We start from the raw sequence: 26229 nt of genomic DNA, 5'->3' as shown, positions 1-26229 counted from the left end.
GGTCTTTTCGTGGACGACTACCTGCGCGACCCGTGGTCCGCGGTCCAAGCGGCTCTGGACGGTCTCCGTGACGTGGTGCTGACGTGGGGACCGCTCCTCGGTCCCGCCCTCGTGCTTGCCCTCAGTGCGGTCGTGATCGTGCGGCGACGGTGGAGGCGACGGTTCCACGACCGCCTCGCCGCGGACGCCCGGCTGATCACCGTGCTGGCTCCGCCGACCGTCGATCCGACCGGAGCAGTCACGGTGTGGTCCAACCTGGTCGGTTTGCTGCGACCGGGCTGGCTGCGCCGGTTCGGCGGCCAGCCGCACCTGGTGTTCGAATACGTCTTCGACACCGACGGCCTCCGGATCCGCCTGTGGGTGCCCGGCCTCGTCCCGCCCGGCATGGTCGAACGCGCCATCGAAGCAGCCTGGCCCGGCGCCCACACCCGCACCTCGCGCGCCGAGCCGCCGCTGCCCGTCGCCGCACCGCACGGCCAACGACTCGAAGCAGTGGGCGGCGAGCTCCGGCTTGCGCGAAGCGAAGCCCTGCCCCTCCGCACCGACCACCCGGCCGACCCGATCCGCGCCCTGCTGGGCGCCCCGGTCGGCCTCGGCCCCCACGAACGCGCCTGCGTGCAGATCCTCGCCCGCCCCGTGGCCGGCCACCGCGTGACCAAGGCCCGTCGAGCGGCGCGGCACGTGCACTCGGGCCGCTCCCTGACGTTGGTGGGCAGGCTGCTCGACCTCCTCACCCCGAGCACTCGCCCCAAGGCCACCACGAGGACGCCGGATCGGCAGACCAGTCTGGCGTTCAGCGCGCAGGACCGGGCCGTGGTGGACAAGCTGCGGGGCAACCAGTTCGAGACCCGCGTCCGCTACGCGGTCGCCACCACGGTCACCGACGACACCACCGCCTCCGAGACCCGTGCGGTGCGTGACGTGCTGCGCGGTCGTGGGCACGCGATCGCCAGCGCGTTCGCCGCTTACTCCGACCACAACCACTACCGACGCGTCCGTCTCTGTCGACCCCTCACCGCCCTGGCCGGGCGCCGACTCGGCACAGGCGATCTGCTCTCCATCCCCGAACTCGCCGCGCTCGCGCACCTGCCCGTCGACGAGTCCACACCAGGTCTTCAGCGGGCCGGAGCGAGATCCGTGCCACCACCGCCGGGAGTCGCGGGTGCCGGCGAGGAGATCAAACCGTTGGGGCGTAGTGATTCCGGGCACTCCCGCCCGGTCGGTCTGCGCGTGGCCGACGCCCGTCACCACACCCACATCCTCGGCGCCACCGGTTCCGGCAAGTCCGAGCTGATGGCCCGCATGATCCTGGCCGATGCCGAGGCCGGGCGCGGTGTGGTCGTGATCGATCCCAAAGGCGACCTCATCACCGACATCCTCATGCGCCTGCCTGAAGACCTGGGCGAGAAGGTCGTGCTCTTCGACGCCGACTCCCATGCCCGACCACCCGTGCTCAACCCGCTGGAAGGCGACGACCAGGCCCGCACGGTGGACAACCTCGTCGGCATCTTCTCCCGGATCTACGCCGCCTCCTGGGGTCCGCGCACCGACGACATCCTCCGCGCCGGACTGCTCACCCTGACCGCGATGCCCGGCACACCGAGTTTGGTCGACCTGCCCAAGCTGCTGATGGTGCCCGCGTTCAGGCAACGTGCCCGCGACCAGATCCACGACGACGTGCTGGCAGGCTTCTGGGCCTGGTACGACACGCTGTCCGACGCCGCACGCGCCCAGGTCACCGCACCGCTGATGAACAAGCTCCGTGGCTTCCTGCTGCGACCGTTCGTCCGCGCCGCCATCGCCGGCGGCCCCTCCACCGTCGGCATGGACCACGTGCTCGACCACGGCGGCCTCTGCCTGGTCCGCATCGCCCGTGACGCCCTCGGCACCGACACCGCCCGCATGGTCGGCTCCATCGTCGTCGCCCGCACCTGGCAAGCCGCCACCCGCCGAGCCCGGATCCCCCAACGCCAACGCCGGGACTGCGGCCTCTACATCGACGAATGCCACAACTTCCTCAACCTCCCCTACCCGCTGGAGGACATGCTCGCCGAAGCCCGCGCCTACCGGCTCAACATCACCCTGTCCCACCAATACATCGGCCAGCTCGGCACAGAACTCGAAGAAGGCATCAGTACCAACGCCCGCAACAAGATCTTCTTCACCAGCAGCCCCGAAGACGCCCGTCGACTCGCCCGCCACACCCAACCCCGCCTCGGCGAGCACGACCTGGCCCACCTCGGCGCCTACCAGATCGCGGCCCGACTCATCGTCCACGGCGCCGAAACACCCGCCTTCACCGCCGTCACCGAAAAGCTCCCACCCGCCATCCCCGGACGAGCCAAGACCATCCGCAAAGCCGCCAAGGTCAACACCCGACCGCCCGCTCCCGAAGCCGGCAGCACGCCGGATCGAACCGGGCAGCGCACAGCCGATCCGCGCCGCGTGGCGTAGTCGCTGGTCCTCCCCGTGGAAGGCGGCCTTCCGTGATCACCAATCCGACCCCACAACGCACGCTGCGCGGACACCTCCCCCGACGCCCCACCCCGCGCGCAGCCACCACCGGCCAACACCACGCCCAGCTCGCCGGCCGGCTCACTCCACGCGACCGTTGGCTGGCGCGGATGCTCCACGAACACCGGGTCCTCACCACCCACCAGATCACCGAGCTCGCGTTCCCGTCGATCCGGGCGGCCAACCACCGGCTGCTGGACCTGTTCACGTGGCGGGTCGTCGACCGGTTCCAACCCTTCGTCACCACCGGCACCGCACCGATGCACTACGTCCTCGACATCGCCGGAGCCGTCGCCTTGGCCTACGAAGACGCCCTCGACCCCAAAGACCTCGGCTACCGCCACGCCGACACGATGGGCATCGCGCACTCGCTCCAACTCGCCCACACCGTCGGCATCAACGGCTTCTTCACCGCCCTCGTCGCATCCAGCCGACACCCCGGCGCCCGCGGACGACTCACCGGCGCCCGCGGACGACTCACCGCCTGGTGGTCCGAACGACGCTGCGGGCAGCTCTTCGGCGACATCGTCCGCCCCGACGCCTATGGCCGCTGGCGCGAGGACGGCCACCAGATCGAGTTCTTCCTCGAGTACGACTTCGGCACCGAAACCCTCACCACACTCGCCACCAAACTCCACCGCTACGAAAAGCTCGCCACTGCAACAGGAATCACCACACCAGTACTGATCTGGCTACCGACCACCCGCCGCGAAACCACCGCCCGACACGCACTCACCACCGCGCTCGCCGAACTGGACCACCCGACCCTCGTCCCCGTCGCCACCACCTCCGCACACCCCACTGCCCCCGACCCCGCCGCCGCCCGCTGGCTACCACTGGCCGGTTCAACCCGATGCCCGACAGGTCGGCTCCGCCTCGTCGACCTCGCCCGCCTCTGGCCCCACACCGACAGCCCCGCAACTCCCTCGGCTCGACCGACACCCGCAGACCTCACGCCACCATCTCCGCTTCCACCCCCACCGACCTCCGATCACTTCCGGAGGTGAGCCGTGAACGTCGCCACCACCTGTACCGCCGCCGCGGCCACCGTCATCCTCATCACCGGCGCAGCCGCACAGGCGATCCTCGGCGTGCTGTTCGGCACCAGCGCAAGCCACCCCAGCCACGAAGCGCTCACCGACATCCCCACCGATTACCTCACCCTCTACCACGCCGCCGCACCACTATGCCCAGGACTCGACTGGTCCATCCTCGCCGCCATCGGCAAGATCGAAACCGACCACGGCCGCTCACCCCTACCCGGCGTCCACCACGGCGAGAACCACGCCGGCGCGGGCGGCCCCATGCAGTTCCTCGCCGCCACCTTCACCGAGGTCACCACCCGGCACACCCTTCCGCCAGGCGGCGCCGAACCACCGTCCCGTTACAACCCGCACGACGCCATCCACGCCGCCGCCCTCTACCTCTGCGACAACGGAGCCGACCGAACCGACCTCCGCGCAGCCATCTGGGCCTACAACCCCTCCGACGACTATGTCAACGCCGTCCTCGCACAAGCCACGGCCTACGCCCACGCCATGACCGGCAGCGGAGACTGCAACACCGTCCAAGCCCCGAACCCCGCCGCCTACGCCGCCATCAACTACGCGTGCGGTCAACGCGGCCTGCCCTACGTCTGGGGAGGCGACGGCATCCACGAAGGCGGCTTCGACTGCTCCGGCCTCACCAAAGCCGCCTACGCCGCCGCCAACATCCCCCTCCCCCGCACCGCCCAAACCCAATACGACACCGGCCCCCACGTCCCACCCGGCCAACCCCTCCTACCAGGCGACCTCGTCTTCTACGGCACACCCGACAACGTCCACCACGTCGGCCTCTACCTCGGCGACAACCTCATGATCAACGCACCCGATTTTGGCCAACCCGTCCAAATCGACCACTACCGCTACGACGGCGACGACTACACCGGAGCCACCCGTCCGGCCACCAGCTGATCGTGCTGACTTCCAGACCCAAACCGATGCCAAAACGGCACTTCGTCGTCTAAAGTCGCTGGTCAAGACGTGTCTTCCCCGCGCGAGCGGGGGTGATCCCTCCCACACGTGCGAGCTGCCCTGCTGACCCAGGTCTTCCCCGCGCGAGCGGGGGTGATCCGTCGGCGGTGCGACGTGCGTCGAAGCCAGCGTGGTCTTCCCCGCGCGAGCGGGGGTGATCCGCGCAAGGTGGTGACCGTGCTGGCGGTGGTCCTGTCTTTCCCCGCGCGAGCGGGGGTGATCCCCGCTTGTTGTGGCGGCCGTTGACGTTGGTGTCGGCTTCCCCGCGCGAGCGGGGGTGGTCCCCTGCTCCGGGCCGTCTCCACGGCGTCCATGCCGTCTTCCCCGCGCGAGCGGGGGTGGTCCCACCGACCGCGCGCCCAGGTCCGGCAGCGGCTCGTCTTCCGCGCACGAGCGGGTGGTCCCCTTGTACTCGGTGGACGAGTCGGCCTGCATGACGTCTTCCCCGCGCGAGCGGGGGTGGTCCGTGGCCTCGCATCGTGGCCGACTCGCTCGACGTGTCTTTCCCGCGCGAGCGGGGAAGACCACACTCATACACCTATCCTTGGGCAAATAACCGGTCTTCCCAGAGTGGGTGTGCTTCCCTAAACCGGCTGCTGAGTCGAGGCTCGGCCGCGTCTTCCCTCGCGAGCGGAATGGCCGTCGCGCGGTCGCTGGCCAAGATCGACGTCCGTCTTTGATAGCTGAGCGGACCTCCCAAATGAGTGGTTACATGGAGTGCATGCTGGCGTAGCTGAGAGGTGTCATGGGTCGAAGAACACCTGCCCGCTACGCGATCGGGTCGTCGGTGAATCCCAACGAGACGTTGGCCCAGCGTAGAAGATGGGCGTCGCGGGCGATCTGGAGAGTTTCCGCCCGTTCGGCGAGCGCCCGCGTGGTCCAGTCGTCGGTGAGGATGTTGGCGACACCGAGAATGACCTTGTCGCCCAGATTCCACAGCACGGTGTTGATGGCCAGGCAGGCGATCGCGAGTTCGTCGGTGTCCACCGCCCACCAGGTGACGGTCGTGGGGTCGCGGCCGGTAGCGCGCATGGCCTTCGCTGCCGTACGCAGAAGTCCTCCGGTTCCGGCGGTGGGGTCGAGGAACGCGGTTCCGTCTTCAGGCGGGCGTTGGAGTGCGGCCATTGCCGTGCCGATGTCGGCTGGTGTGTAGAACTCGCCGTGAGTGGTCTGGGCGGTGCGTGAGCGCAACGCCGCCAGCAGCAGGCCGAACAAGTCGACGTCATGGCGACGCATGGTGCCGGTTAGGTCGAGTTGTCCGGCGTTGACGGCGGCGTCTGCGACCTCCTTTGCTGCCTTCAAGATGTTGCGGCTGGGAGGGTCTTCACCACACCACATGCGGATGAGCGGCCAGGCGCGGTTGACGAGGTCCGGTCGGGCGCGGACGAACAGCTTGCACTGCAGGGCTGCGAACCTGGCGAACTCAAGTTCGTCGGCAGCAAGTAGCCAGGCTGCGAATTGAGTGCGCTTCTCGGGAGGTGGAGCCATGAGAGCCAATGTCGCGACGACGGATACGGGTACTTCCAGCGAGCCGGACCGCTGTGCGCGGTGCCAGGTTTCATTGACGGTTTCGGCGATGTCGACGGCGTGCCGTTGCACGTCGCGACCGGGTTGCTTCTGCGAACACATGGGTTGCCTCGGTACTGGTGTCGCTCGGGTTCCCAGACAGGTGAGGAAGCGGGTGGGCAACCGCGGATGTCGGCATCCGCGGTTGCCCTGGTGTTGGTCAGCCGAAGGCCTTGTCAAGCGCTGCGCGGAGGACATTGGGGCTCGCTCCCACGCTCAGCGCGCTCCTGAGCAGTTTGGCCAGGTAGTGGTCAGGATCGGCCTCCAACGCGGTGGTCACTGCAATACCGGCCAACGTGCCTTCGCCGCGCAGGTATGCGGAGAACGCGTAGACCGCTGCCGCGTGCGCTCGCCACGGTTCCGGGAGTCCACGCACCATTGCGAGAACCAGGCGTTCGGCTCCGTCAGCGTGGTCGCCGGCGCATCGTGCGATCCACTGGTCACGCATGAGCGGGTCGGACAGCATCACGCCAAGCACCGCGAAGTCCTGATCGGTGAGTTCCGTGTCACCCTGTTCAGCCCGTGTTACCGCAGCATCGAGCACTTCCTCGGCAGGCACAGGCTCCGAACAGCTGGCGACAAGCAGCGCCGCGCGCCGTTCGAGCACTTCCAGCGGGACGTCGGGGGCGAGGAGATCCACGAGTTGTTCACGGCTGTCGAACGTGACGCGGCCGGCCAAGGCGTTCTCGGCTGCGGCCAACGTGGCTGTAGGGTCTGGCACCGTCCCGCGCCAGCCGGGGTCGTCGTAGGTGCACCAGGGTGCACCCTGCCGGGTGGCCGCTGCCCAGACCTGACACTTGACGACCACGCCGCACTCGGTCAGGGCGGCGGATGCACGTCGGATCAGGTCCGCCCGCGGTAGTGGCTCAGGCGGTTCGTCGCGATAGGGCTGGCAGATGACGACGAGCGACGCCTGTACGACATCACAACCGTCGACGAGGCGCATCATCGCGTCGACCGCAGAACCTTCGTCCTCCTGCGGTGGCAAGGCCAGCCGGAGCACCGCTCCCAGAAGGTCCGACTCCAGGTCCTGTGCGGTCACCAGGACCAGAGATTCGGTGGGGTGGTACCCCAGCAAGTGAGGGACCGACGCGACGAGGTCGGCGAGATAGGCCGGGTTGGGGTGCAAGCTGCTGTCCACGTTGTTCTCCTCGGAAGCTTCAGACGTCCCACGGGCGGTGGTCGAGTACTTGTGGCAGGTGGCCTTCGAGCCAGAAGACGATCTCGGCCCACGCCATCCCTTTGAGTTCCGCCGACTGCACGGCGATGGCCACGAACCGGGCCCGCTCGGACAGCGTCCAGCCGAGTGCGGGTAGGAGGTCTGCGGCACGGTGGGTGCCGTGGAAGGTGACCCACTCCTCGGGCACGCCCAGTTCGGCGACGACGTGACCCAGCAGCGACGTGGGCGAGCCGTTGTCGTACAGCCGTAGTGGCAGGCTGGTCACGTTGTCCGGGTGGGCTTGCGCGATGTCGCGCAGCAGGGTCAAGAGGCCGATCTCGCCGAGCTGGTGATCCCTAGGGTTGGGCGGATAGTGCACCGTGCCGGGTTCGCGGCGTTGGGATCGCACGGCGTCGTTCCACGACCAGCCCCCGCATTCGAGCAGCCAGACGCTTTCCGCCAGCGCCTCGGCCGGGGCGGTGAGCAGCACACCGGCCGACGGGTAGACGGCGTGCGGAGCGTCGCTCGGAGGTTGCGCTTCGTGGAACGCCTCGGCGGTGACGCCGAGGCCGGCGAGCACGAACGCGTTGATCGTGTAGGGCTCACCGTCGACGAACCAGGGCGGCGCCTTACGTTCGTGGTCGTAGAACAGTCGCGTGCCGGAGTACTCCTGCTGGAGAACGCGCAGCATCCTGGTGTAAAGCTCGGCGTAGCCAATCTGGCGGGTTTTCATGGTGTTGTCCTGTCGCATGAGCGACAGCGAGCACGAGGCAACCGGGAGCAGAGCTCAACCGATCGGGTGATGCGGGTCGGCGGAGCGCCTTCCGAGGAAGGCTTCGCACGCCCCGCCGACCACCACACAACGCCGCTTCCGAGGAAGGGCATTGCCCAGGGTAGTGCAGCCGGCAGCCTGCGTGCTCGCCGTCAGGCGGTGGATGCGGTCGACACCGGAACGGTGAGTACGGCCCAGCAACGCGCACGGAAGTCGTCGTCCACGAGGCTGGCGCTGTGATCGAAGTCGGCGGGAATCTCCAACAACCGGACCTGACGATTCGTCGAGCGGCATCGATCGGTGATCGACCGCCCGTCCGCGACACCTCCACTCGTCGCGACCACGACCACGACGTCGGCCAGTCGCAAGGCCGTGGGTGCGAGCGGGCTGTCCGACCGTCCGAGGTTGATCACCACGAGGTCGTGCTCGACTCGCGATACGCGCACGGCTCCGTTCAACTGGAAGTCCGTCAGGGGTGACTTGACCGGGTCGGCGACCTGGAGGTGCCCATTCGAGTCACCGGCCACCTCGCCTTCGACCGCGGCCACGTAGGAGTCAACCGAGTCCGGACCGCTGTCGTGATCGAGGACCACACAGGACTGACCGAGAACGCAGCTCTCCAGCCCCACGGCGGCGGCCACGAGCGCGCCGGCGTTGACGTCGTCTGCGCTGAGGACGGTCACCACGGCCGCGCCCCGTCCCACATCACGGACCGCCGCACGCAGATGCGGCCAACCGTCCGGAACGATGATCACGTTTCCCGCGCGTAGCTCGGTGGCGTGTTGCCAAAGGGTCTGACTGTGGCCCCCGTCGCTGACGACGATGACACCTTCCCGGTACGGGAAGCGTCGTGCGATCAGGCCTGGTGCTGCCGGGGCGTCGACCACGATCAGTGCGGCGTCATGCCACTGTTCGGCAGTGACAGCGCTGTCCGGGACGAAGTGGACCGGAGGGCCGTCAAACCGACGGAACAAGGATCCGCCGTACCTCGGCCGCGTGGTGATCATCAAGACCTCACGGTCACTCATCGCCGCCCCCGTAGCCGATCAGGCACGTACCGGCGTCCAGCGCGGTCAACCGCTGGTGAGGCAGAGGCTCATCGGGGTACGGGACGTGCAGCACCAAACGGCCGGCGAGTCCACCCGGAACGTCGTCGGGGATGCGTCGGACCCGGAAGCAGAACGCTCCGCGCGGATCGCCGACGCTGATCGACACCGTCACGGCGTCTTCGACGTCGTCAACGCTGATCGCCGCACTGTTGACCCAGGACAACGGGACGCGTTCCGGTGCGTGCGGCCCGACGTCCGGCCCGTCCTCCTCCTCGGACTCGTAGGACGGGCACTCCGGGTCACCGGAGGAATCGACGTAGCCGGTGGTGGTCTCGGCGAGCGGCTCACTACAGGCCGAACACCGGTACTCGGTTGCGGTCTCCCAGGGGAACTCGAGCGACACCGTCACGGAGTCGTCTTCGATCAGGCTCTGCTCGCTGTCAACGTGCAGGACTGCGGTCATGACACACCTCAAGACACAGTGGACGGAAGGCGCGATGCGCCGAGAGGTCAGGCGATCCAGCCGAACACGGTGGCGGCGACGTGCTGCACGGCCTTGTCGTGGCGGAGATTGACGACTGACGTCGCCGTCTCGCACACCCACTCGTTGCCCTCGAACGCGTAGTACGCCTCACGGAGGCCGTCCTCATCGCAGTCGAACAGTGCCTCGGACGCGTCACCGTCAGGCGCGTAGTCGTCGAGATCCCGTGCGATGTCCAAGCGGATCCATGATGACCACGCTTCCTGGGCCAGCTCGTCCACGTACGCGCTGTGCACGCACTCGTCAACGATCGGGTAGTCCCTCAGGCCTTCCACTGCTCGTACGAGCGAGGTCAGCTTGTCGCCATCGGCGTCATCCGGCAGCGGTTGGCGGTACGGCAGCGCGAGACCGACCGAACCGTGCGGCCCGTGCAGATGGACGAACGTGTCCCGGCCGAAGACGTCGACCAACGCACGGACGTTCGCCGCGTCGAGATCGCTGCCGCCGTAGTCCGAGTAGGACACCGGCAGTTCCACCAAGTCGACATCATCGTAAGCAGATGCCGTGCGGAGGTTGCCATAAGCAGCGTTCCGACCGTGCTCGATACCGTCCCGATAGGCGTAGCCGAACGCGACCAACCTACAACAGCCGGCCTCTTCGAGCCTCTCGAACAACTCCGTACACACCTGCGTTTGCGTGCACTCCAATGCGGCGTGACCCATGATGGCCACTTCCTTTCGGCGGGTTGCGTGCCCGAGTCGGACATACGGGGTGCGAATCCCGTCCGATTCGGTTTCTTTCACCTCCAATGCTAGAGCAGCCGCACCAATCGAGCAACACGGAAACAGTAATTCATTCAAGATTCTTTTCGAACAGAAAGCGGACACGTTTCACATTCGCAAGGACAGAAAGCGTTCGACAGAAAACGCCAAACACAAGCAAATCAAAAGCAGTTCCAAGGACTAATGGACAAATTAGCAGTCCACAGAAACAAGTAGATGACAGGAATGGAGTGTGCGACAAGCGTCAGCGATCGAACCAGGCGCAACCAGTGAACATCGAAACGTACCGCCGCCCTCCAGGGACCGACTGTTCATTGACTTGCCAGTCACCAAGTCGGGGGCGACACCGGTAGCCCCGGCAACCACCATGAGCTGCATCAACACAAACCAGGAGGACTTCCGACCTAACAGGTACACCGACCGGACCGTCGCCCGGCAGGCGGTCTGGACACCCGACCGGACGGCTCAACCCGCTGCCACGTTGTCGAGCGACCCGAGCCCGCCACTGCCGTGACTTTGCAAGGAGGCCGCGAGATTGACGGTGCCACCACTGGGGTGTTGTCCGATTTCACCGAGAACGGCGGCCAACAGGGCGAGGGTACGAGAGACTGCGCCAAGGCGCCCGAGACGAGCGTGCAAACGCATAATATCGCAGTACACACCCTCGTTGTAGCGGTCTAGGCTACGGCTACGCTCCATCAGAGCCAGGGCAGTCTCGGGGGCATCCACAACATAGGCGTGTGCCAGTCTCGCAAGCGCGTCCAGCACGTCTCGGCGGATGGATTCACGGAATGGTTCCACCCACAATGCACTGAGGTCGTCGGCGAGGTCCGCCCGATAGAGGTCAATGACTTGACCGAGGTCGGCCGGCGCATCGCTATCGGCTCGACGAAAGCTCTGCAGGGCGTTGTGCAGTCGACCGTAATCGGTGGAGACCAGCGTGGGGTTGAGGCGGTAGCGGCCATCGTCATTGACGATCAGGTCGACGATTGCTCCGTCGGTGGCCCGACTCAGCGACCGCCGGAGCAGAGACAGGGCGTTGTGCATGGAGTTGAACGGTCGTGGCGGCCGACTGTCAGGCCAGACGGCCTCGTTGAGGGCTTCTCGGCGTACTCCGTCGGGGTGGAGCGCAAGGAATACCAGCACTTCACGCTGCTTGGGTGTGAGCGCGCTCCTCAGCTCATGTGCGCCGTCTGCATCGTGCAGGGTGAGCTCAACCGCGCCGAACACGCGCAAGGCCAGTGGTTCACTCGTCGCCTGGGACTCCGGCCGCTCGCTGACCACGTCGGAGACCACCGGCGTGGGCGCAGCACCGTCGACGTCGAGCTCGGGCTCGTCCTGTACACCGCTGGTGCCTTCGGCTTCACCGAGAAGCGAGAGCAGTTCGCCGGTCTGGGTCGCAGGGAGAGTGAACATGCGGGTAGCGGTGAGTGCGTCGCCAACACCCGCGCTTGTCGCGCTCACCGTGCCATCCGGGCGGACGCGGACGGTAGCACCGGGCCGCCAGTGGCCGAGGAGGATGGCGGTCAGCCCGAGCGTCGAGCCGTTGTCGAGCACGGCCTGGAGACGACGGTCAGCGTGCGGCGTGGGGGTGGCGATCAGGACGACCCCGTCAGCGGGGTGTGTGCCGTGGTCGTTCTCGACCAAGTGGCGGGTCCTGGTCAGCAGCACGGATTCCATCTCGTCCAGCGCGGTGTCGAGGGACTCGACGACGGCGACCGCGGACGGCAGGGTGTCGATGTCGGTACCAGCGAAGACGTGGCCGAAGTCGGCATCGGGTATCAGGACGCGAACGGTCGCGGTGTGCTGGTGGGTCTGTTGGCTGATCAGGTGAAGCAGCAACGCGCGGGCGGCGGCCGTGGCGCCTGGACCTACCAGTCCGAGACCGCGGCTGCTCGCGAGATCGATCGCGATGTCCCGGCCGTTGCGCACACCGATCACGGCTGTTCCGGGTTCGACGTGCTCCAGCTCGGTGTCCTGCCCGTCTTCGCGCTCGTGGGCGAGGCGCAGTGCCCGTACCACCGGCCCGATGGGACGATCCAGGTCGGAGCGGTCCCCACTGCCGATTCGGTAGTGACGACGGTGCCTCATCCCGATCGCGGCCAAAGCCGCAGCGACCGTGCCGGCGAGAGCAAGGCTGACCAGCGCACCGTTCCCGAGGTCGACCCCTGTCCCCTTGCCGTTCGCTTCCTGGTTGGTGCCGGCCGGCTCGAGTGACGAAGTCTTCGGCACCTCCAGCACCGACGAGTCGGGCGGCCTGGTCGTGTCCGATGGCGGCACGGGTGCGGGGACGTGGGCGATGATCTTCCAGCCGGGATGGACCAGGTGCGGAACCTGGAGCGTTCGACCGTCCGGCTGCACGACTCCACGATTGAGCTGAAATAGCTCAGGCCAGCGGTTGCCGTCGTGGAAGATCCGCTCGGATATCCGCCACAGGCTGTCGTGGATCCCGTTCCGCGGCGCCCGCACCTCCTCGGTGACCTGCACCATGCCCGGTAGTACCACGTCGACGACAGGACCACCCTGCCGCACGGCTCCTGGTCGAGGTTGACCAGGGTGAGGTGGCGCACTCACGGCCGCCGGTGCCGACTCGACGCTGAACACGAGCGAAGTCGTAGGGCTGTCGTGTGTGCGGCTCAGCAAGGCCACCATGACCGTCCCGACCAGAGCTGCGGCAAGCCCGTTCAGCGGTCCGCCGATCCGGACGTTCGGCCGTGGAATGCCGCACGCTGCCTCCACGGTGCATCGCACGACGTCGAGAGCGAAGAAGAACCACACGATCCAGCACAGGCTCGCCAGGGCGTCGAGCAGCAGCCGTGCGCTCATCGGGTTGAGCAGAAAAGCTTGGATCTCGTCGCCCGTGGGGATGCGGCCAGGTAGCGGCCACCCCACGAAGTGGATCAAGGCGGCGGGTAGCGCGACGAGCAACACCAACAGCCCCATGAGCGCGACCACACCTTGCAGCAGCCGCCCACCGAGGCGGGCGGCAGACCGGATCGCTGCTTCAACCTGCGAACCCATGGGCTTCTCCGGTGATGCCTCGGTGCGGCTGAGCCTGGCCAGTCCCGCTAACCGTGATCGAGCCGATCGCGACGAGTCCGAGAAGCAACGTCGGTTGGTTCACGGTGACCGTGACGTTCACGGTGTTGCCATCCACCGAGACGGCGCCGACGCGGCCGGTGGCCGCCAGGTAGGCAAGGGCCGCAGCTCTCGCCTGATGAGGCTCCAGGCGCACGGTGCCGTCTGCCCGGTAGGCGACGAGGTCGATTTCCTGGGCACCGGCTCGGGCGGCCTCCTGCGCTTCACCGATTGCTCGGCTCTTGGCGGCCAAGGCCAGTCCCCCGTCCAGCACGAGCCCGGCGAGCAGCAGGAGCGCAGAGACGATGACAACCACGAAAGCGGTGATCCCACCGTGGTCTTCGTACAGCCCTCGCCGGATCGCGGGTGATGACGGCACAGCCGTGTTCATCGGGAGCCTCCACGGTCTTGAGCGGGGTCTGTGTTGCCGCGCCAGCGGTCGACCGGTGAGGTGAAGCTGGACTCGAAGGTGCGGGCGCCGGGCACACCGAGCAGCGTCAGGTCGCTGAGCCCCACGGCGCAGGTAACCGTCACGGTGACCGTGGAGCCAGGGCGCAGCCCTTGCGTGTCGGTCGTAACGGCCAGCGACTGGCAGGTGATCCCCTCAGAGGCCAATGCGGCGTCGGCGGTCCGCTGAGCCTCGACGGACGCGTGGTCGGGCGTGCGGGCCAGCGTCGCGGCGCGAGCGGCCTGGTGTGCGACGTCGTTGATGCGCAACTCCGTGTCCGCCAGTCGACCGCACAGCACCACGAACAGCAACACCAGGACGAGCAGCGGCGTGAGCAGGGTGAGTTCCGTGGCGACTGATCCACGTTCGTCGAGGTGCCACCGGCAAGCTGCCGTGGTCACGGCGATGCACCCGTTCCGGTCGACGGGATGAAGCGTTCCACGGGTCCTGCGGCTTCTGCCCGTACCGGTAGGCGCAGGAACGGCACCAGCTGGGTCGCCGTACCCGTGACCCTGATCGAGGCCGACGTGGTGCCGCGCTGGGCATCGACGCTTGCTCCGGTCAGCGGTCCGCGTGCGAGTTCGTCAAGCACGTGCTGTGCAGTGGCGGCACCCGACCCGGCGCTGCCGCCGTGGCTGCGCGCGACGGCGAGTCCTTGCGAGGCGGCAGCTTGGGCGATGTGAGTCGCATGCGCCCACAGCGCGAACTGCACGATCAGCAGCAACAACAGCAGCAACACGGGTGTCGCGACCGTCAGCTCGACGCTCACCGCGCCGCGGTCACTGCCGAGGATGGGCCCTGGCGGATTGAGGTGCAGTCCTGGCGGCCACTGGTATCGGCGTCGGGTCGGCGTCGACATCTCACGCCATGCCCAAGTCGATGCCGTTGGCCTTGGCGATCAGCTTCGCTGCGATGATGCCCATGACGACGATCGCGAGGACGGCGAGCAGGGCGATCACGAGCACCGTGCTGGTGATCTCACCTCGGTCCCCCGATCGACGCACGAGTTCGATCCGGGCGCTGACGACGTGCCAGATGATCAAGTGATGGCGGAACATGTCGGTGTCCCTTCTGGTGTGATGGATTCCCGCACGAGGGAGCTCTAGAGGCCGCTCATCACCTGAGCGAGCGCGGGGTATCCGATGAAGATGAGGAACCCGCCGAAGAGCATCACCACGGGCAGGCTCATCCGTTCGGTTGCGGCCTGGGCTTCGCCTTCGGCGTCGGTGAGTTCACGGGTCCGCAGTGCGGTGGCTTTGGCCGCGAGACCGGCTCGGACCCGGGCTCCCTCGGTTCCGGCGAGGCTGACCGACGCGGCCAGCTCGGACAGCTGGTGCACACCGAGCTCGTTGCCCAGCCGCGCCAGGGTCGTCCACGGTGTCGTCCGGGTGATCCGCGCGGTGACCAGTGCCTGACGGAGTTGTCGGAATGCCCACCCGTTGCCGACACCGACGCCGTCCATGAGCGCGCCGTCCACCCCTGCACCACCGGCCAGGAGGATCCGGATCAGGTTGAGGTAGGCGCCCAGGGCGTGCCTGAACGTCGAGCGCCTGCGCTCGGCCTCCTGACGGACGCCGAGGTCGGGAAGCACGAAACCCGCCACGGCCAGCACCAAGCTCCCCACAGCCGGCACCTGCCACGCCACCCCCACCCCGGTGAGTACGAGCAGCAGGTCAACGACGACGGGCAGAGCCAGCCCGGCCAGCGCCAGGGTCGCCTTCCTCGCGAGGTGCTGCTCGACTCCCCTGTCCACGACCACGAGGTCATCGCGCAGAGGCCGATCAGGAAGCCCGAGAGAAACCAACAGGTGGATGACGGGCCGCAGTGCCCAGCCGCGATCGGTGACGATCGCAGGTTCAGCCGAGGCCTTGAGCTGGTCGAGCCTGCGGTTCAGCGACGGCCGGGCCGGGAAGAGCCACGCCAACAGCACCCACAAACCGAGCCCGAGTCCAGTGCCCAACAGCAACACGACGATCATGACGGGGCTCCTGGTCGCACGAGTACCTCGTCCTTGCCACGGTCGTGGCCCTGGATGGCGGTCAGTTCCGTCAGGAACCGCTCCGCTCCACGTATCCGCGCGATCCTCGCGAGCCAGGTGAACGCAACCGCGAACAGCGCGCCGACCAGCAGCAACACGACCTGGCCGAGGGTGGAGTCGTAAGGGGCCAGGTAACCACGGTTGAGCAGCACCAGTCCGGTCGCGAAGGCCAACGTGGTGATCACGATGACCCGCACGCTGGTCCGCGTCCGTGCCCTGCCTGACTCAACCCGCATCCGCATGGACGCTTGTTCCCGAGCCTCACCGGCCAACTCGCCGAGCAGACCCGCCAACTGCCTGGCCTGGTGCTCAGCGGCGAGGATGAGCGCGGAGATCACCAAGTCCGCAGTGGGGTCGTGGAGCCGGTCGGCGAGAGTGCGCAACGCCGGCGTCAGGCGTTCGCCGCGTTCCAGGCGGACAGCGAGGTCGGAGATCTCGTCCCTGATGGCCGCCGGAGCCACCGGTGCGGTGGCGAGAATGGCCTGCTCCAACCCAGCTGCGGCGACGAGCGTGTCGCGCAGCATCTCCGTCCACCCGGCGATCGCCTCTATGCGCTCCAAGTTGCGCTTGTGGTCGACGTGCAACCCGAGGACGCGGGGTAGCCCGACGACGGCGAACGTGGTCAGGATCGCGCCGACCACCCAACCGGTCATGTAGCCGACGACCAAGCCGATGCCAGCCGCACCAGCGAACCTGGCCACCTGTTTGCGGTCGGGGCGTTGGACCAGCCACGCCCTGAGCCGCGACGACGACCTGGGGCCGTTGCCCGTGCCGCGCAACCCGATGACGATGAGCAGGACTCCTCCGGCGAAGCCCGCGCTGAGCAGGGCCGCAATCGTGGTCACGGCCGCCACCACCCTTCCCCGCGCTCGGCAAGGTCCGGGTCGTAGCCGGCGTCGATCAGCAGATCGAGAGTTTCCGTACGCAGTGGAGCACCGGGCACAGCGCGCAGGTCCGGACCGGGCCTCCAGACTTCGTTGGACACGACTTGTCGGTCGTCCGCGTCGACCACTTCGCGGATGGACGACACCACACGCTGCGAGCTCTCGCCGCGAGGCCTGTCCAGGTGCACCACGAAGTGCAGCGCCGAGGCGACGAGGAGGTTGGTCGCCTCCATCGGCAGTCGCTCGGGACCTTGGACGGCGTAAGCGGCGAGCTTCGTGAAGGCGCCGCGACTGGAGCTGCTGTGCAGGGTGCCCATCGAGCCGTCGTTGCCCATGGACATGGCGTTGGTCAGCGGGATGACCTCCGGGCCGCGGACCTCGCCGACGATGACCCGATCCGGTGACATGCGCAGTGCCTGCCACACCAGGTCCGACAACGAGATCTCGCCCTGGCCCTCGATGTTGGGCTCACGGGCCTGCATCGCCACCACGTCCGGGTGCGCGTCCGGGTCGTCGCCCAGGCCGAGTTCGAGGACATCTTCGATGGTGATCAGCCGTTCCCAGGGCGGGATGGCGGAGGCCAGCCCGCGGAGCATGGTCGTCTTCCCGATCGCGGTGCCGCCGGTGATGAGGACGTTGCGCTTGGCACGTACGAGCGCGGTCAGGAAGCTCTCCAATGCCGGGTCGACGGTGCCGTTCTTCCGTAGTTCGGCCAGGGTGACGCGGGCGAGTCGGTGCCGTCGGATCGACACCGACGGTCGGTCGGTGACCGCCATGACCGCTGACACGCGTTCGCCACCGGGCAGTTGGAAGTTGACGATGGGGCTGGCGCGATCGAAGCGGCGTTCCTCGACACCGCTGCGGGTGGCCAGGTCCCGGATCAGCTCGATGAGTTCGGCGTCGGAGCCGACCACAGGCCCCAAGTGGGCTCGTCGCCCATCGGCGTATTTGACGAAGACCCGCTCGCCGTTGATGTTGATGTTCTCCACCGAGGTGTCGGCCAACAACGGTTCCAGGCCTGCCAGCCCGAACACTTCATCCAGCACGGCGTTGATCACGCGCTGCTCGGTGTCGGGATCGACCAGCATCCCGCCGGTGGCGGAGTCGCGGAGTTCGGACTGGGCGTGCGCCTCGGCAGCTTCTTGCAGGATCGACTCGGCCAGCGCCTTCCTCCGTACGGCGTCCATCGGTGCCCGTCCGGTGCTCTCGTCAGCCTTGATGTGCTCGCTGAGGCGACTGGACAACTCGTCACGCAGTCGTTTGCGGAGGCGGTCCACCGCTGCTGCTTCACCGGTCGACCGGTGTGGAAGCTCAGCAGGCCCAGGCAGGTTCAGCGCCAGGTGCGCGTTGACCCCGTTGGTCGACTGTGGGTTCCCGAGCCCCGTCGTGGTCATGACCGTGCCCCGTTTCCTGCCGGCGCTACCAGCGGTTGGGGTGCCACGCCGGTCAGTGAGTGATCTGAGGTGACGGCCTGGTGCTGCGGGACGAACGGCCGGCCACCGCCGGTCGTCTGCCACTGAGCGTGGAGGAACTGTGCGAGTCCGGCCGCAGCGCGACCGAGGGCCGAACGCGCTGGTCCATAGCGGGCGTTGCTCTGCCCGCCGAGCACCGCCGCTCCCTTGTCGTCCCGGGGCACGTGCGCCATGACGGGTATGCCCAACGCCTGGCAGACCTCGCGTGTCGGGTAGCCGTCGCCGACCAGCACGAGTCCAGGTCGCCGCGACCATCGCTGCGCCGTCGGCAGCTTCAACGCGACGTGCGCGAGCTCGTCATCACGAGGTCGGGCCAGGAGAAGCATCGCGTCGGCACTGCGGATGATCGGCAATGTCGGCGAGTCCGGATCAACCCGCCCGCAGTCGGCGATCACTACCGTTCCCGGCTGGCCGACAACGTGACGTAGCGGAGACAGCCCGTCCAACGCACCCAGTGCGGCACGTGCCTGCTCCGCTCCAACCGGCCCGACCACGACGCGCAGGCCAGGCGGCAGCAGCTGGACGTGCTCGGCGAGCAGAGACGGGTCGGCAGCACGTCGTGCGGCGGCGGCCATGCTCACCAGCCCCGGCGATTCACTCAGGCGGAACCGGGCCATCAGATCGCCACCGGCCGGATCGGCTTCGACCAAGATCGGGTTCTCCTCGATCGGCCACCGCGCCGCGAGGGCGACGGCCAAAGTGGTGACGCCGGGAGACCCTTTGAGGGAACACACCGCGAGCAGCATCACCGTTCGCCTCCTGCGATCGTCACCAGGTTGAGCTGCCCCGCAGGCGCCGATGCCATCGCTTTGGCGTCTGCTTCGGGCAGTTGCAGGGAGACCACCATCATTTGGTCGGTCGCCCCGGTGGCAAGGCCGGTGACCACAGCCCTCCATGACGAGGTCTCGGCACCCTCGGTCCGCACCCCTGGCGTCGGTGTCGCGAGGACCACCACGGTTGTGCCGAGCGAAAGGTCCGGCGGGAACTGGCCCGACTTCAGGCCGAGAGCCGCTATCGCGTCGCCCTGAGGTGGGATCTGCGGCGCGCCGAGTGCTGAACGGGTCACCAAGGAACCCTTGGGCAGGCTGAAGGCCACAGGAGTTCCCACCACTGTGGACATTGCGTTCGCAGGGACCAGATCAAGAGCTGAGTCGACCGCAATGCTCACTTCGATGAGGTGTTGGGCGGTCAGAACCTGACCCACGGCGACGGGACGCGCCAGTACCAGCACACCCTCTCTGCCGTCCCACTGCACTACGGCGAGAACACCACCTCCCGCACATGCCACAACCAAGAGCACCCCGACGAGCAGCTGCGGAACGCTGCGACGACGGCCGCCACCGAGGCGCGAGAACCCCTTGTCATGGCTGCGACCTGCCCACACGCCAGCTGACGTGTCTGCCTTCCCCTTCGTGTGCAGAACCGACGTGGTCACCACCAACCTCCTTCAAGCATGGAGCCATCGCGGCGCGTCGACATGAGCGCTCGACGTGCCTTGCGGATGACGGTTTGTTGCCGGCTCAGCCGGTCGCGATTCCCTGGCTCTCGTCCACGCGGAACGCCGCGGACGCCGAGGTGGTCATGTTCGGGAACGTGCCACCCTGACCTGCACCCGCCCACGTCACGGTCCACGTGACGGTGACGGTCACCGGGTAAGCATCAGCGCGTTGCCCGGCCGAGCTGGTGCGGTACGTGTGACCGCAGTCGGGAGAGTCGCCTCTCGGGTCGCGGCCCGCGCCGAACGGCGTCCCAGGCCCGCCGCACGTCACCGAGCCACCATCCCCCATCGACCAGATCGCCGACCTCGGCTTCGCCACGGCGGTCACTGACACACCTGGCACGGACGCGTTCGCCGACACCTCCTCCCAACCACCGTTCAACCACAACCACGTGGGCAGGTTGACCAACTGGGTCTCGGCGGGGCTGGCAGCGATCGCCACCTCCGGCAGGCGCAAGCGGTTGCGCGCGATCTCCGCCACCTGCTCTGGTGAGAGCGCAGGCTGTGCGCCATCAGCTGGAACCCAGACCGGCCCGTGGGACAACGGGTCCTTGCCGTCCGGCGAACACAGCACCATGAACCAACCGCCTGCCTCCTGCGGATGGCCGCCGGGTGCCTCGTAGTCGACCGGTTTGTAGCTGCAGTCGACGTACGGATCCTCGGTACTGCCCGCCGCGTGGTCCGTGCCGGCCGGGTGGCCAGAGTTCCCGCTCTGATTCGGCTCGTGGCTGTTGCCCGCGCCGAGATTGCAGACAGGTACGGGTGCCTGGCTGCAATCGACGTTCCCCCACGGGCCTGCGAAGGCCGGCGTGATGCCTCCGACGAACAGCAACGTCACGGCGGCGACCGTTGACTTCAGCACGTCCCCACCTCCTGGATGCCGAACTCGACGACTTTCCACGTGCCGTCGGCCTGTTTCTCCACGATGGCGTCGACGTGCCGCCTGCCGTCCGGCCCTTCGTCCGCCGGTTGCCCGCTGTCGGCGTAGTGCCTGGTCCAGTTCGTCGAGTCACCGCAATCAGTGACGGTGATCCTCGTCGGCGCCGCGGCCGGCTCGGCAGACGACACCACAGGGTTGAGGACCGGTCGCCCGCGCGAAACCACGCCCTTGTAGCGGTCGCCGTACAACCCGCGGGTCATCGTGGACAACGCCGTGCCGGTCGCGAACTCACCCAGTTTCGGGGACTGCCAGTCGGACGTCTTGGCGGCTTCGGCATAGCTGAGCCACATGCCCTGGTATGCGTCCACGGCCTGCCGCCCGGCCTCGACCGGGTCCGGTGCCGGTGCGGACGCCTCGGGGAGGAGCGAGGCGCCCACACCGGCTGGATCGCCCGATCGAGCGGGCGGGCCTGAGTTCGAAGGGCTGCACGCGACGACCACGATCAGGATGACCAAGGCAGTGGCCGTGCTGTGGAAGATCTGCATGTCCGTCCTCAAGTCGTGGTCGTCATGGCGGAAGGGGACGCACATGTCGAACCCCCGTAGCGGTCGGTCAGGGGAGGCTGAGTGCGATGAGTGCGCCGCCGACGATCGCCGGTCCCATCGCGAGTGGCTCTCCGGAGGTGATCCGGCGAGTTGCCAGGAGCACGGTTGCGGCCACGCCCGCCAGCAGAAGTGCAACCGACAGTCCGAGCACAACGCGCGGCCAGTTCACCCAGCCGAGGTAGAGCCCGACCACACCGATCAGTGCGACGTCGCCTCCCCCGATCCGCGGTGCCGCCAGCACCGCTGCGGCCAGCATCGCGACCAACAGCGCGCCCGATGCGGTCACCGCCCTCAGGAACGCGCCGGTCTCGCCGATCCGGAGGGCGGCGTGACCGAGCAGGACCAACCCGCCGATGAACATGGCGCCCGTGATCGCGTGAGGAAGACGGCGACAGGTCAGGTCGATCAGCACGAGTTGGGTGCCGGTGATGGCCAGCCAGTGGACGGCGGGCAGCAGTGGCGAGCCCTCGAACCGGTACGTAAGCAAGGCCAGCAGGGCGCACAGGACCGACGTGGTCACGAGCGCGTCGCTCGACCACGGCGGTCTCCACCATCCCGCTGGGAACAACGGTTGCCCGATTGCCGCACGTGTCGTTACCGCGGTCAGAAGAGGTCCGAAGGCTGGGCCGATGAGCGCCCAGCACCATTCCGGCGACATAGCGCCCCCTCAGCACAGAGGGTGACGACCCCCGCCGAACGGATTCACTCTCTTGTTGGACCCGAACCCGGAAGGACCGTTTCTGCACCAGTCCACCGGATGAAAAGTCATGCCTCACATCGATCAACATCACACCCCGACTCCTCGTCTGCTTTCTCGGTCCCGTAGCGCCGACCCGTACCGCACTGACATCACGGTGACCTGACCACCTGAAGGACGACAAGAGGGCGCATGTATTCCCTTGAAGGGAATAAGGAATAACGGCCAGAGAGTCGGAGAGGAGGCCACGGGCGACCAGTCGACCCGAGCGTGCGATCGCCCTGAGCAGTGGTTGAGCAGGACGAGCTCCACCCCGAACGCACGTCGACCCTGAAATTCTCTCGCGTAGATTGACCGTGGCCAACGAGCCGCACAGAGCACGCGGCCGACCATGCCCCCGGTTCACATTTGACATCTCCTCGCTACGACGGACGGTGACCGGACGCACGGAAAGTGGCTCGCCGTTCACTCAATAGTGGTGTCGTCGGACCGCTTTGACCGCCAGTCCAGACCGTTTCCGCATATCCTCATGTTCTCGGTTGATCACCGGCGGCGACGCTGCCGATGTCCACGGTGCCGAGGCAGCCTGGGGGTGAGCAAGGGGGGAAGGTGCATTCGGATGAACGGAATAACGAATACGGAGCGGACACCTGTCGCGAAGGGCACCTTCGGTGCGGAGTTGCGGAGACTGCGCGGCACGATGACTCTGCGCGCCTTGGCGGAGTTGAGCCACTTCAGCTCCAGTCACATCAGCAACGTCGAGAACGGCACGAAACCTCCGACGGAGGAGTTCGCCCGAGCCTGTGACGCGGCTCTGGCAACGGGTGGCGCGCTGACGGCCTTGGTGCCCGCCACCTCGAAGCGCCTCGGCCACGAGAAGCACTCGAGGCCCGCACAACTACCGCCATCACCACAGTTGATCGGCCGTAGCGACATCCTGCGAGCGCTGCACGAGCACCTCGATCACCATCGGCACACGACCTCGGCCAGGGTCATCGCCTTGGACGGCCAAGCCGGTGTCGGGAAGACCTCGCTGGCGCTGAGCTGGGCGCATGAGGTGAAGAGCCTCTTCCCCGACGGGGTGTTCTTCGTCGACCTCCACGGCTTCTCGTCTGAGGGTGATCCCGTCGGCGCCGCCGAGGTGCTGGAGGACGTTCTCAAGGCTCTCGGCACCCCGCCCGAGGCGATACCAGTGTCCACGGAGAGGCGCTCTGCCTTGCTGCGGACGCGCTTGGACGGCACCCACACCCTGCTCGTCCTGGACAACGCCAGCCGCGCCGAACAAGTCCGCCCGCTGATCCCCGCCGCTCCTGGTTGCCTGGTGCTGGTGACCAGCCGCCAGCGCCTGTCGGCACTGGCCGTACGCCACAGCGCCTGCTGCCTGACGATCGACCCGTTCGACCAAGCCGACGCCGTGGCGTTGCTGCGGGAGGTCGTCGGCGCCGCGCGCGTCGACAACGAACCGAAGGCCGCCGAGCACATCGTGACGCTTTGCGGTGGTCTACCACTGGCTGTCCGGGTCGCAGCCGAGCGCATCGCGGCCAGCCGGCACCTGACGCTTGCCGGACTCGCGGAGGATCTGTCCGACATCGACCAGCGCTTGGACGTGCTCTCCCCCGACGACGTCGACACGGCGGTCCGCGCCGTGTTCTCCTGGTCCTTCCGCGCGCTCGAACCCGACGCCGCCCGACTGTTCCGGCTGCTCAGCGCGCACCCAGGTCGTGAATTCGGCGTCGACTCGGCCGCCGTGCTCGCTCAGTACGGCGCGGCCAAGACCGCACGGCTGCTCGACACGCTCGCCCGCGTACACCTCCTGGAGGAAGCGGGCCATCATCGCTTCCGCTTCCACGACCTGCTGCGCGACTACGCGACCGAGCTAGCCGAGGCCACCGAATCAGTCGAGGAGGTCACCGCCGCTCGGCAGCGCCTACTGGAGTGGTACCTGCAAGCGGCGACCGCAGCCAGCCACACCATGTCGCCCAACCGTCCGCACGCCCAGCTCACCGCAATCGACACCGAACACGCCCGGCCGGTCTTCACCACGCCCAACGATGCCGTCAGGTGGTGCGAGACCGAGCTGTCGAACCTCGCCGCGGCCACCGTGCACGCGATCTCCCTGGATCTCGACGTCGTCGCGTTCGGTCTCCCGCTCGTGCTGAGCGACTACCTCTACTGGCGCAACCCGTGGAGCACCTGGCTGACGCCGCTCAACGCAAGCCTCGATCACGCACGACGACGTGGGAACCTCACCACACAAGCGTCGCTGCTGAGCAACCTTTGCCACGGGTACTTCGACCAGCGCAGGTTCGACGACGCGATGCAATGCGCCACCGAGGCCCTGGACATCCGACGTCAACTGGGGGACGTCGGCGGTCAGATCTGGGCTCACATCGGCATCGGCCGTGTCCATCAGGTCCATGGCGAGCACGGTGAAGCGGCCGACCACTACCTCCAAGCCCGGACCATTGCCGCGGACCTCGGTGAACGTTGGTCATGGGCCATCGCGAACTCCTACGTCGCCGACGCCAACCGCGCCCGCGGCGAGTACGACCTCGCACTCGACGGCTTCGACAAGACCGTCGCCGTCCTGCGTGAACTGAACGACCGCCAAGCCGAGAGCTGCGCCCTGGACCGGATCGGTGAGGTCCACCGTGACATGGGGGATCTGCGCGGCACGGTCGCCTACCTCGAACAGGCGCTGGCGGCCAGCGTGTCCGTGGTCGATCTGTGGGGCCGGGCGGCGTTCCTGCGCAAGCTCGGCGACCTCCACCATGAACTCGGCGAGGACGACGACACGCGCCGCGCCTGGGAGGAAGCGCTACAACTGTTCGAGGAGCTGGGTGACACCCGGGCCGCAGGGATCCGCGCCCAGCTGGCCGCACTGGACCACGACCCCGTTCCGGCACCACGCCTGGAACCTCCATCCCCAGGAGTGCGCCCATGCTCGACCGGACAACCCGCCACCCCGAGCCCGCCGGCGACCCTCTGACCGAACCGCAGGCGCCCGCAGAACTGTCGCTTCCCGACTTCGACGGCATCCTGACGACGACGGACTCGGCGTTGGCATGGGCGGCGGACGACTACGGCCGGACCACCGAGTACGCCCACCCACTCGGCGTGGCACGACCCCGGTCAGCCGAGGACGTGTCCGCGGTGCTGCGATTCGGCCGTGAACACGGAATTCCCGTGGTGCCGCGAGCCGAAGGGCACTCCACCGCCGGACAGGCCCAAGCCCCTGGAGGGCTCGTCCTGGACATGCGCGGACTCGACACCATTCACCACGTGACCGACCACGAGGTCGTCGTCGACGCCGGGGCACGATGGGGCGACGTCCTGGACGCGACGCTCCCTCTCGGGTTGGCCCCGCCGGTGCTGACCGACTACCTCGACCTGTCGGTCGGCGGCACCCTGTCCGTGGGCGGCATCAGCGGCGCCACCCACCACCACGGACTGCAAACCGACAACGTTATCGAGCTCGACGCCGTCACCCCCGACGGCACCCACACCACCTGCTCACCCACACACCACCCCGACCTGTTCGACGCCCTGCGCGCCGGCCGAGGCCGCCACGGCATCATCCTGCGCGCCACCCTGCGCCTCACCCCCGCACACACCCACGCCCGCTGGTACCGCCTGCGCTACGACGACCTCGACACCTTCCTGACCGACCAACGCACCCTCATGACCGAAGGCCGCTTCCACCACCTCGAAGGCCAGGCCAAACCACTCGACGACACCTGGGCCTACTTCATCGACGCCGTCAGCTACTTCACCCCGCCCACCGAACCGGACCGGGAACGGCTCCTGGCCGGTCTGAGCGACCACCGCGACACCCTGCGGATCACCGACTTCACCTACCACGGCTTTCAGAACCGACTGGCCGAGGACGTCGCCCTACTGCGCGCCCTGGGCTCGTGGAAGCACCCACACCCGTGGATCAACCTGTTCCTGCCCGACCACGCCGCCGCACCCATCGTCAGCGAGACCCTCACCAACATGACGGCGCAGGACATCGGCGAGAGCGGAGTCGTCCTGCTCTACCCCGTGCCTCGGGCACGCATCACCACACCCAGGTTCCGACTCCCGGACACGCCGACCGCGTTCCTGTTCGCCCTACTCCGTGTCGCGCCACCGGACGACACCACCACCATGACGAACATGCTGGCCGCCAACCGGGAACTGCAACACCAGGTCACCACGCTCGGTGGCACCGTCTACGTCGGCGACATCGAAACCTGACCGCGATTCCACGGTCCGACTCCCGATCTATTCCTTCTTATCCGAAAAAGAC

The 26229-nt window shown here is 67.6% G+C and carries 24 protein-coding genes and 1 CRISPR repeat array; of the genes, 5 read left to right on the top strand and 19 right to left on the bottom strand.

Annotated elements, in window-relative coordinates; all coding sequences use genetic code 11:
• Positions 1-9: 9 nt before the first annotated feature.
• Genes ACZ7GX_RS29810 through ACZ7GX_RS29800 form a run of 3 tightly spaced genes read left to right on the top strand, consistent with a single transcriptional unit; the run spans position 10 to position 4469 of the window.
• The gene (locus tag ACZ7GX_RS29810) at positions 10-2454 is read left to right on the top strand and encodes a type IV secretion system DNA-binding domain-containing protein (protein WP_498781428.1); all 2445 of its coding nucleotides are present in this window, start codon (positions 10-12) and stop codon (positions 2452-2454) included.
• Between the two features lie 32 nt (positions 2455-2486).
• The gene (locus ACZ7GX_RS29805; RefSeq protein WP_498781426.1) at positions 2487-3521 is read left to right on the top strand and encodes a replication-relaxation family protein; all 1035 of its coding nucleotides are present in this window, start codon (positions 2487-2489) and stop codon (positions 3519-3521) included.
• A 3-nt stretch (positions 3522-3524) separates the two neighbouring features.
• Positions 3525-4469 (top strand): C40 family peptidase, encoded by a 945-nt coding sequence (locus tag ACZ7GX_RS29800; RefSeq protein WP_498781423.1) that lies wholly within the window; start codon positions 3525-3527, stop codon positions 4467-4469.
• A 74-nt stretch (positions 4470-4543) separates the two neighbouring features.
• Positions 4544-4874: a CRISPR direct-repeat array (repeat unit 25 nt; unit sequence TTCCCCGCGCGAGCGGGGGTGATCC).
• 423 nt (positions 4875-5297) lie between these two features.
• Here ACZ7GX_RS29800 and ACZ7GX_RS29795 read toward each other — a convergent pair.
• The 19 genes from ACZ7GX_RS29795 to ACZ7GX_RS29705 all read right to left on the bottom strand — a co-directional run bounded on the left by ACZ7GX_RS29795 (position 5298) and on the right by ACZ7GX_RS29705 (position 21761).
• Positions 5298-6158 (bottom strand): N-6 DNA methylase, encoded by an 861-nt coding sequence (locus ACZ7GX_RS29795; protein WP_498781421.1) that lies wholly within the window; start codon positions 6156-6158, stop codon positions 5298-5300.
• 97 nt (positions 6159-6255) lie between these two features.
• Positions 6256-7236 (bottom strand): DUF4192 domain-containing protein, encoded by a 981-nt coding sequence (locus ACZ7GX_RS29790; RefSeq protein WP_498781419.1) that lies wholly within the window; start codon positions 7234-7236, stop codon positions 6256-6258.
• A gap of 19 nt (positions 7237-7255) precedes the next feature.
• Positions 7256-7987 carry a hypothetical protein gene (locus ACZ7GX_RS29785; RefSeq protein WP_498781417.1) on the bottom strand — a complete coding sequence of 244 codons (732 nt, stop codon included), beginning with the start codon at positions 7985-7987 and terminating at the stop codon, positions 7256-7258.
• 191 nt (positions 7988-8178) lie between these two features.
• Complete coding sequence (locus tag ACZ7GX_RS29780; RefSeq protein WP_498781415.1) at positions 8179-9054, bottom strand: hypothetical protein; 876 nt, start codon at positions 9052-9054, stop codon at positions 8179-8181.
• Complete coding sequence (locus ACZ7GX_RS29775; RefSeq protein ID WP_498781413.1) at positions 9047-9538, bottom strand: hypothetical protein; 492 nt, start codon at positions 9536-9538, stop codon at positions 9047-9049. The genes ACZ7GX_RS29780 and ACZ7GX_RS29775 overlap by 8 nt, the downstream gene beginning before the upstream one ends.
• 47 nt (positions 9539-9585) lie before the next feature.
• The gene (locus tag ACZ7GX_RS29770) at positions 9586-10359 is read right to left on the bottom strand and encodes a hypothetical protein (protein WP_498781411.1); all 774 of its coding nucleotides are present in this window, start codon (positions 10357-10359) and stop codon (positions 9586-9588) included.
• Between the two features lie 444 nt (positions 10360-10803).
• Positions 10804-13359, bottom strand: a complete 2556-nt coding sequence (locus ACZ7GX_RS29765; protein ID WP_498781409.1) for an AfsR/SARP family transcriptional regulator — start codon at positions 13357-13359, stop codon at positions 10804-10806.
• Positions 13343-13807 (bottom strand): pilus assembly protein TadG-related protein, encoded by a 465-nt coding sequence (locus tag ACZ7GX_RS29760; RefSeq protein ID WP_498781407.1) that lies wholly within the window; start codon positions 13805-13807, stop codon positions 13343-13345. The genes ACZ7GX_RS29765 and ACZ7GX_RS29760 overlap by 17 nt, the downstream gene beginning before the upstream one ends.
• Positions 13804-14265, bottom strand: a complete 462-nt coding sequence (locus ACZ7GX_RS29755) for a TadE/TadG family type IV pilus assembly protein (RefSeq protein WP_498781405.1) — start codon at positions 14263-14265, stop codon at positions 13804-13806. Before ACZ7GX_RS29755 ends, ACZ7GX_RS29760 begins: the two co-directional genes overlap by 4 nt.
• A complete protein-coding gene (locus tag ACZ7GX_RS29750) occupies positions 14262-14633 on the bottom strand; it encodes a TadE/TadG family type IV pilus assembly protein (RefSeq protein WP_498781403.1) in 372 nt (123 codons plus the stop codon). Before ACZ7GX_RS29750 ends, ACZ7GX_RS29755 begins: the two co-directional genes overlap by 4 nt.
• 91 nt (positions 14634-14724) lie before the next feature.
• On the bottom strand, positions 14725-14922 hold the full coding sequence (locus ACZ7GX_RS29745; protein ID WP_498781401.1) for a hypothetical protein: 198 nt from the start codon (positions 14920-14922) through the stop codon (positions 14725-14727).
• 44 nt (positions 14923-14966) lie between these two features.
• A complete protein-coding gene (locus tag ACZ7GX_RS29740; protein ID WP_498781400.1) occupies positions 14967-15842 on the bottom strand; it encodes a type II secretion system F family protein in 876 nt (291 codons plus the stop codon).
• Positions 15839-16747 (bottom strand): type II secretion system F family protein, encoded by a 909-nt coding sequence (locus tag ACZ7GX_RS29735; protein ID WP_498781398.1) that lies wholly within the window; start codon positions 16745-16747, stop codon positions 15839-15841. The genes ACZ7GX_RS29740 and ACZ7GX_RS29735 overlap by 4 nt, the downstream gene beginning before the upstream one ends.
• A complete protein-coding gene (locus tag ACZ7GX_RS29730; RefSeq protein WP_498781396.1) occupies positions 16744-18180 on the bottom strand; it encodes a TadA family conjugal transfer-associated ATPase in 1437 nt (478 codons plus the stop codon). The genes ACZ7GX_RS29735 and ACZ7GX_RS29730 overlap by 4 nt, the downstream gene beginning before the upstream one ends.
• A complete protein-coding gene (locus ACZ7GX_RS29725; RefSeq protein WP_498781394.1) occupies positions 18177-19007 on the bottom strand; it encodes a CpaE/TadZ family protein in 831 nt (276 codons plus the stop codon). Before ACZ7GX_RS29725 ends, ACZ7GX_RS29730 begins: the two co-directional genes overlap by 4 nt.
• Entirely contained in the window at positions 19004-19693 is a 690-nt protein-coding gene (locus ACZ7GX_RS29720; RefSeq protein WP_498781392.1) for an SAF domain-containing protein, read from the bottom strand. The genes ACZ7GX_RS29725 and ACZ7GX_RS29720 overlap by 4 nt, the downstream gene beginning before the upstream one ends.
• 85 nt (positions 19694-19778) lie before the next feature.
• A complete protein-coding gene (locus tag ACZ7GX_RS29715; protein WP_498781390.1) occupies positions 19779-20618 on the bottom strand; it encodes a hypothetical protein in 840 nt (279 codons plus the stop codon).
• Positions 20612-21073 carry a hypothetical protein gene (locus ACZ7GX_RS29710; protein WP_498781388.1) on the bottom strand — a complete coding sequence of 154 codons (462 nt, stop codon included), beginning with the start codon at positions 21071-21073 and terminating at the stop codon, positions 20612-20614. The genes ACZ7GX_RS29715 and ACZ7GX_RS29710 overlap by 7 nt, the downstream gene beginning before the upstream one ends.
• Positions 21074-21248: 175 nt before the next feature.
• Complete coding sequence (locus tag ACZ7GX_RS29705; RefSeq protein ID WP_498781386.1) at positions 21249-21761, bottom strand: prepilin peptidase; 513 nt, start codon at positions 21759-21761, stop codon at positions 21249-21251.
• Between the two features lie 796 nt (positions 21762-22557).
• Here ACZ7GX_RS29705 and ACZ7GX_RS29700 point away from each other — a divergent pair.
• Together ACZ7GX_RS29700 and ACZ7GX_RS29695 are read left to right on the top strand one after the other, a co-directional pair.
• Positions 22558-24927: a tetratricopeptide repeat protein gene (locus tag ACZ7GX_RS29700; RefSeq protein ID WP_498781384.1), complete on the top strand. Its 2370-nt coding sequence runs from the start codon at positions 22558-22560 to the stop codon at positions 24925-24927.
• Positions 24879-26177: an FAD-binding protein gene (locus ACZ7GX_RS29695; RefSeq protein ID WP_498781382.1), complete on the top strand. Its 1299-nt coding sequence runs from the start codon at positions 24879-24881 to the stop codon at positions 26175-26177. Before ACZ7GX_RS29700 ends, ACZ7GX_RS29695 begins: the two co-directional genes overlap by 49 nt.
• Positions 26178-26229: the final 52 nt, after the last annotated feature.

It is taken from the genome of Actinosynnema sp. NPDC037264, from assembly GCF_055603705.1.
This window is presented reverse-complemented; position numbering and strand designations above follow the sequence as displayed.

What these genes read in the sequence shown, in the direction of transcription:
- ACZ7GX_RS29795 (WP_498781421.1), bottom strand. Translation starts at nt 6,158, where the DNA reads ATGTGTTCGCAGAAGCAACCCGGTCGCGACGTGCAACGGCACGCCGTC.
- ACZ7GX_RS29695 (WP_498781382.1), top strand. Translation starts at nt 24,879, where the DNA reads ATGCTCGACCGGACAACCCGCCACCCCGAGCCCGCCGGCGACCCTCTG.
- ACZ7GX_RS29765 (WP_498781409.1), bottom strand. Translation starts at nt 13,359, where the DNA reads ATGGGTTCGCAGGTTGAAGCAGCGATCCGGTCTGCCGCCCGCCTCGGT.
- ACZ7GX_RS29730 (WP_498781396.1), bottom strand. Translation starts at nt 18,180, where the DNA reads ATGACCACGACGGGGCTCGGGAACCCACAGTCGACCAACGGGGTCAAC.
- ACZ7GX_RS29700 (WP_498781384.1), top strand. Translation starts at nt 22,558, where the DNA reads ATGAACGGAATAACGAATACGGAGCGGACACCTGTCGCGAAGGGCACC.
- ACZ7GX_RS29745 (WP_498781401.1), bottom strand. Translation starts at nt 14,922, where the DNA reads ATGTTCCGCCATCACTTGATCATCTGGCACGTCGTCAGCGCCCGGATC.
- ACZ7GX_RS29740 (WP_498781400.1), bottom strand. Translation starts at nt 15,842, where the DNA reads ATGATCGTCGTGTTGCTGTTGGGCACTGGACTCGGGCTCGGTTTGTGG.
- ACZ7GX_RS29760 (WP_498781407.1), bottom strand. Translation starts at nt 13,807, where the DNA reads ATGAACACGGCTGTGCCGTCATCACCCGCGATCCGGCGAGGGCTGTAC.
- ACZ7GX_RS29785 (WP_498781417.1), bottom strand. Translation starts at nt 7,987, where the DNA reads ATGAAAACCCGCCAGATTGGCTACGCCGAGCTTTACACCAGGATGCTG.
- ACZ7GX_RS29775 (WP_498781413.1), bottom strand. Translation starts at nt 9,538, where the DNA reads ATGACCGCAGTCCTGCACGTTGACAGCGAGCAGAGCCTGATCGAAGAC.
- ACZ7GX_RS29780 (WP_498781415.1), bottom strand. Translation starts at nt 9,054, where the DNA reads ATGAGTGACCGTGAGGTCTTGATGATCACCACGCGGCCGAGGTACGGC.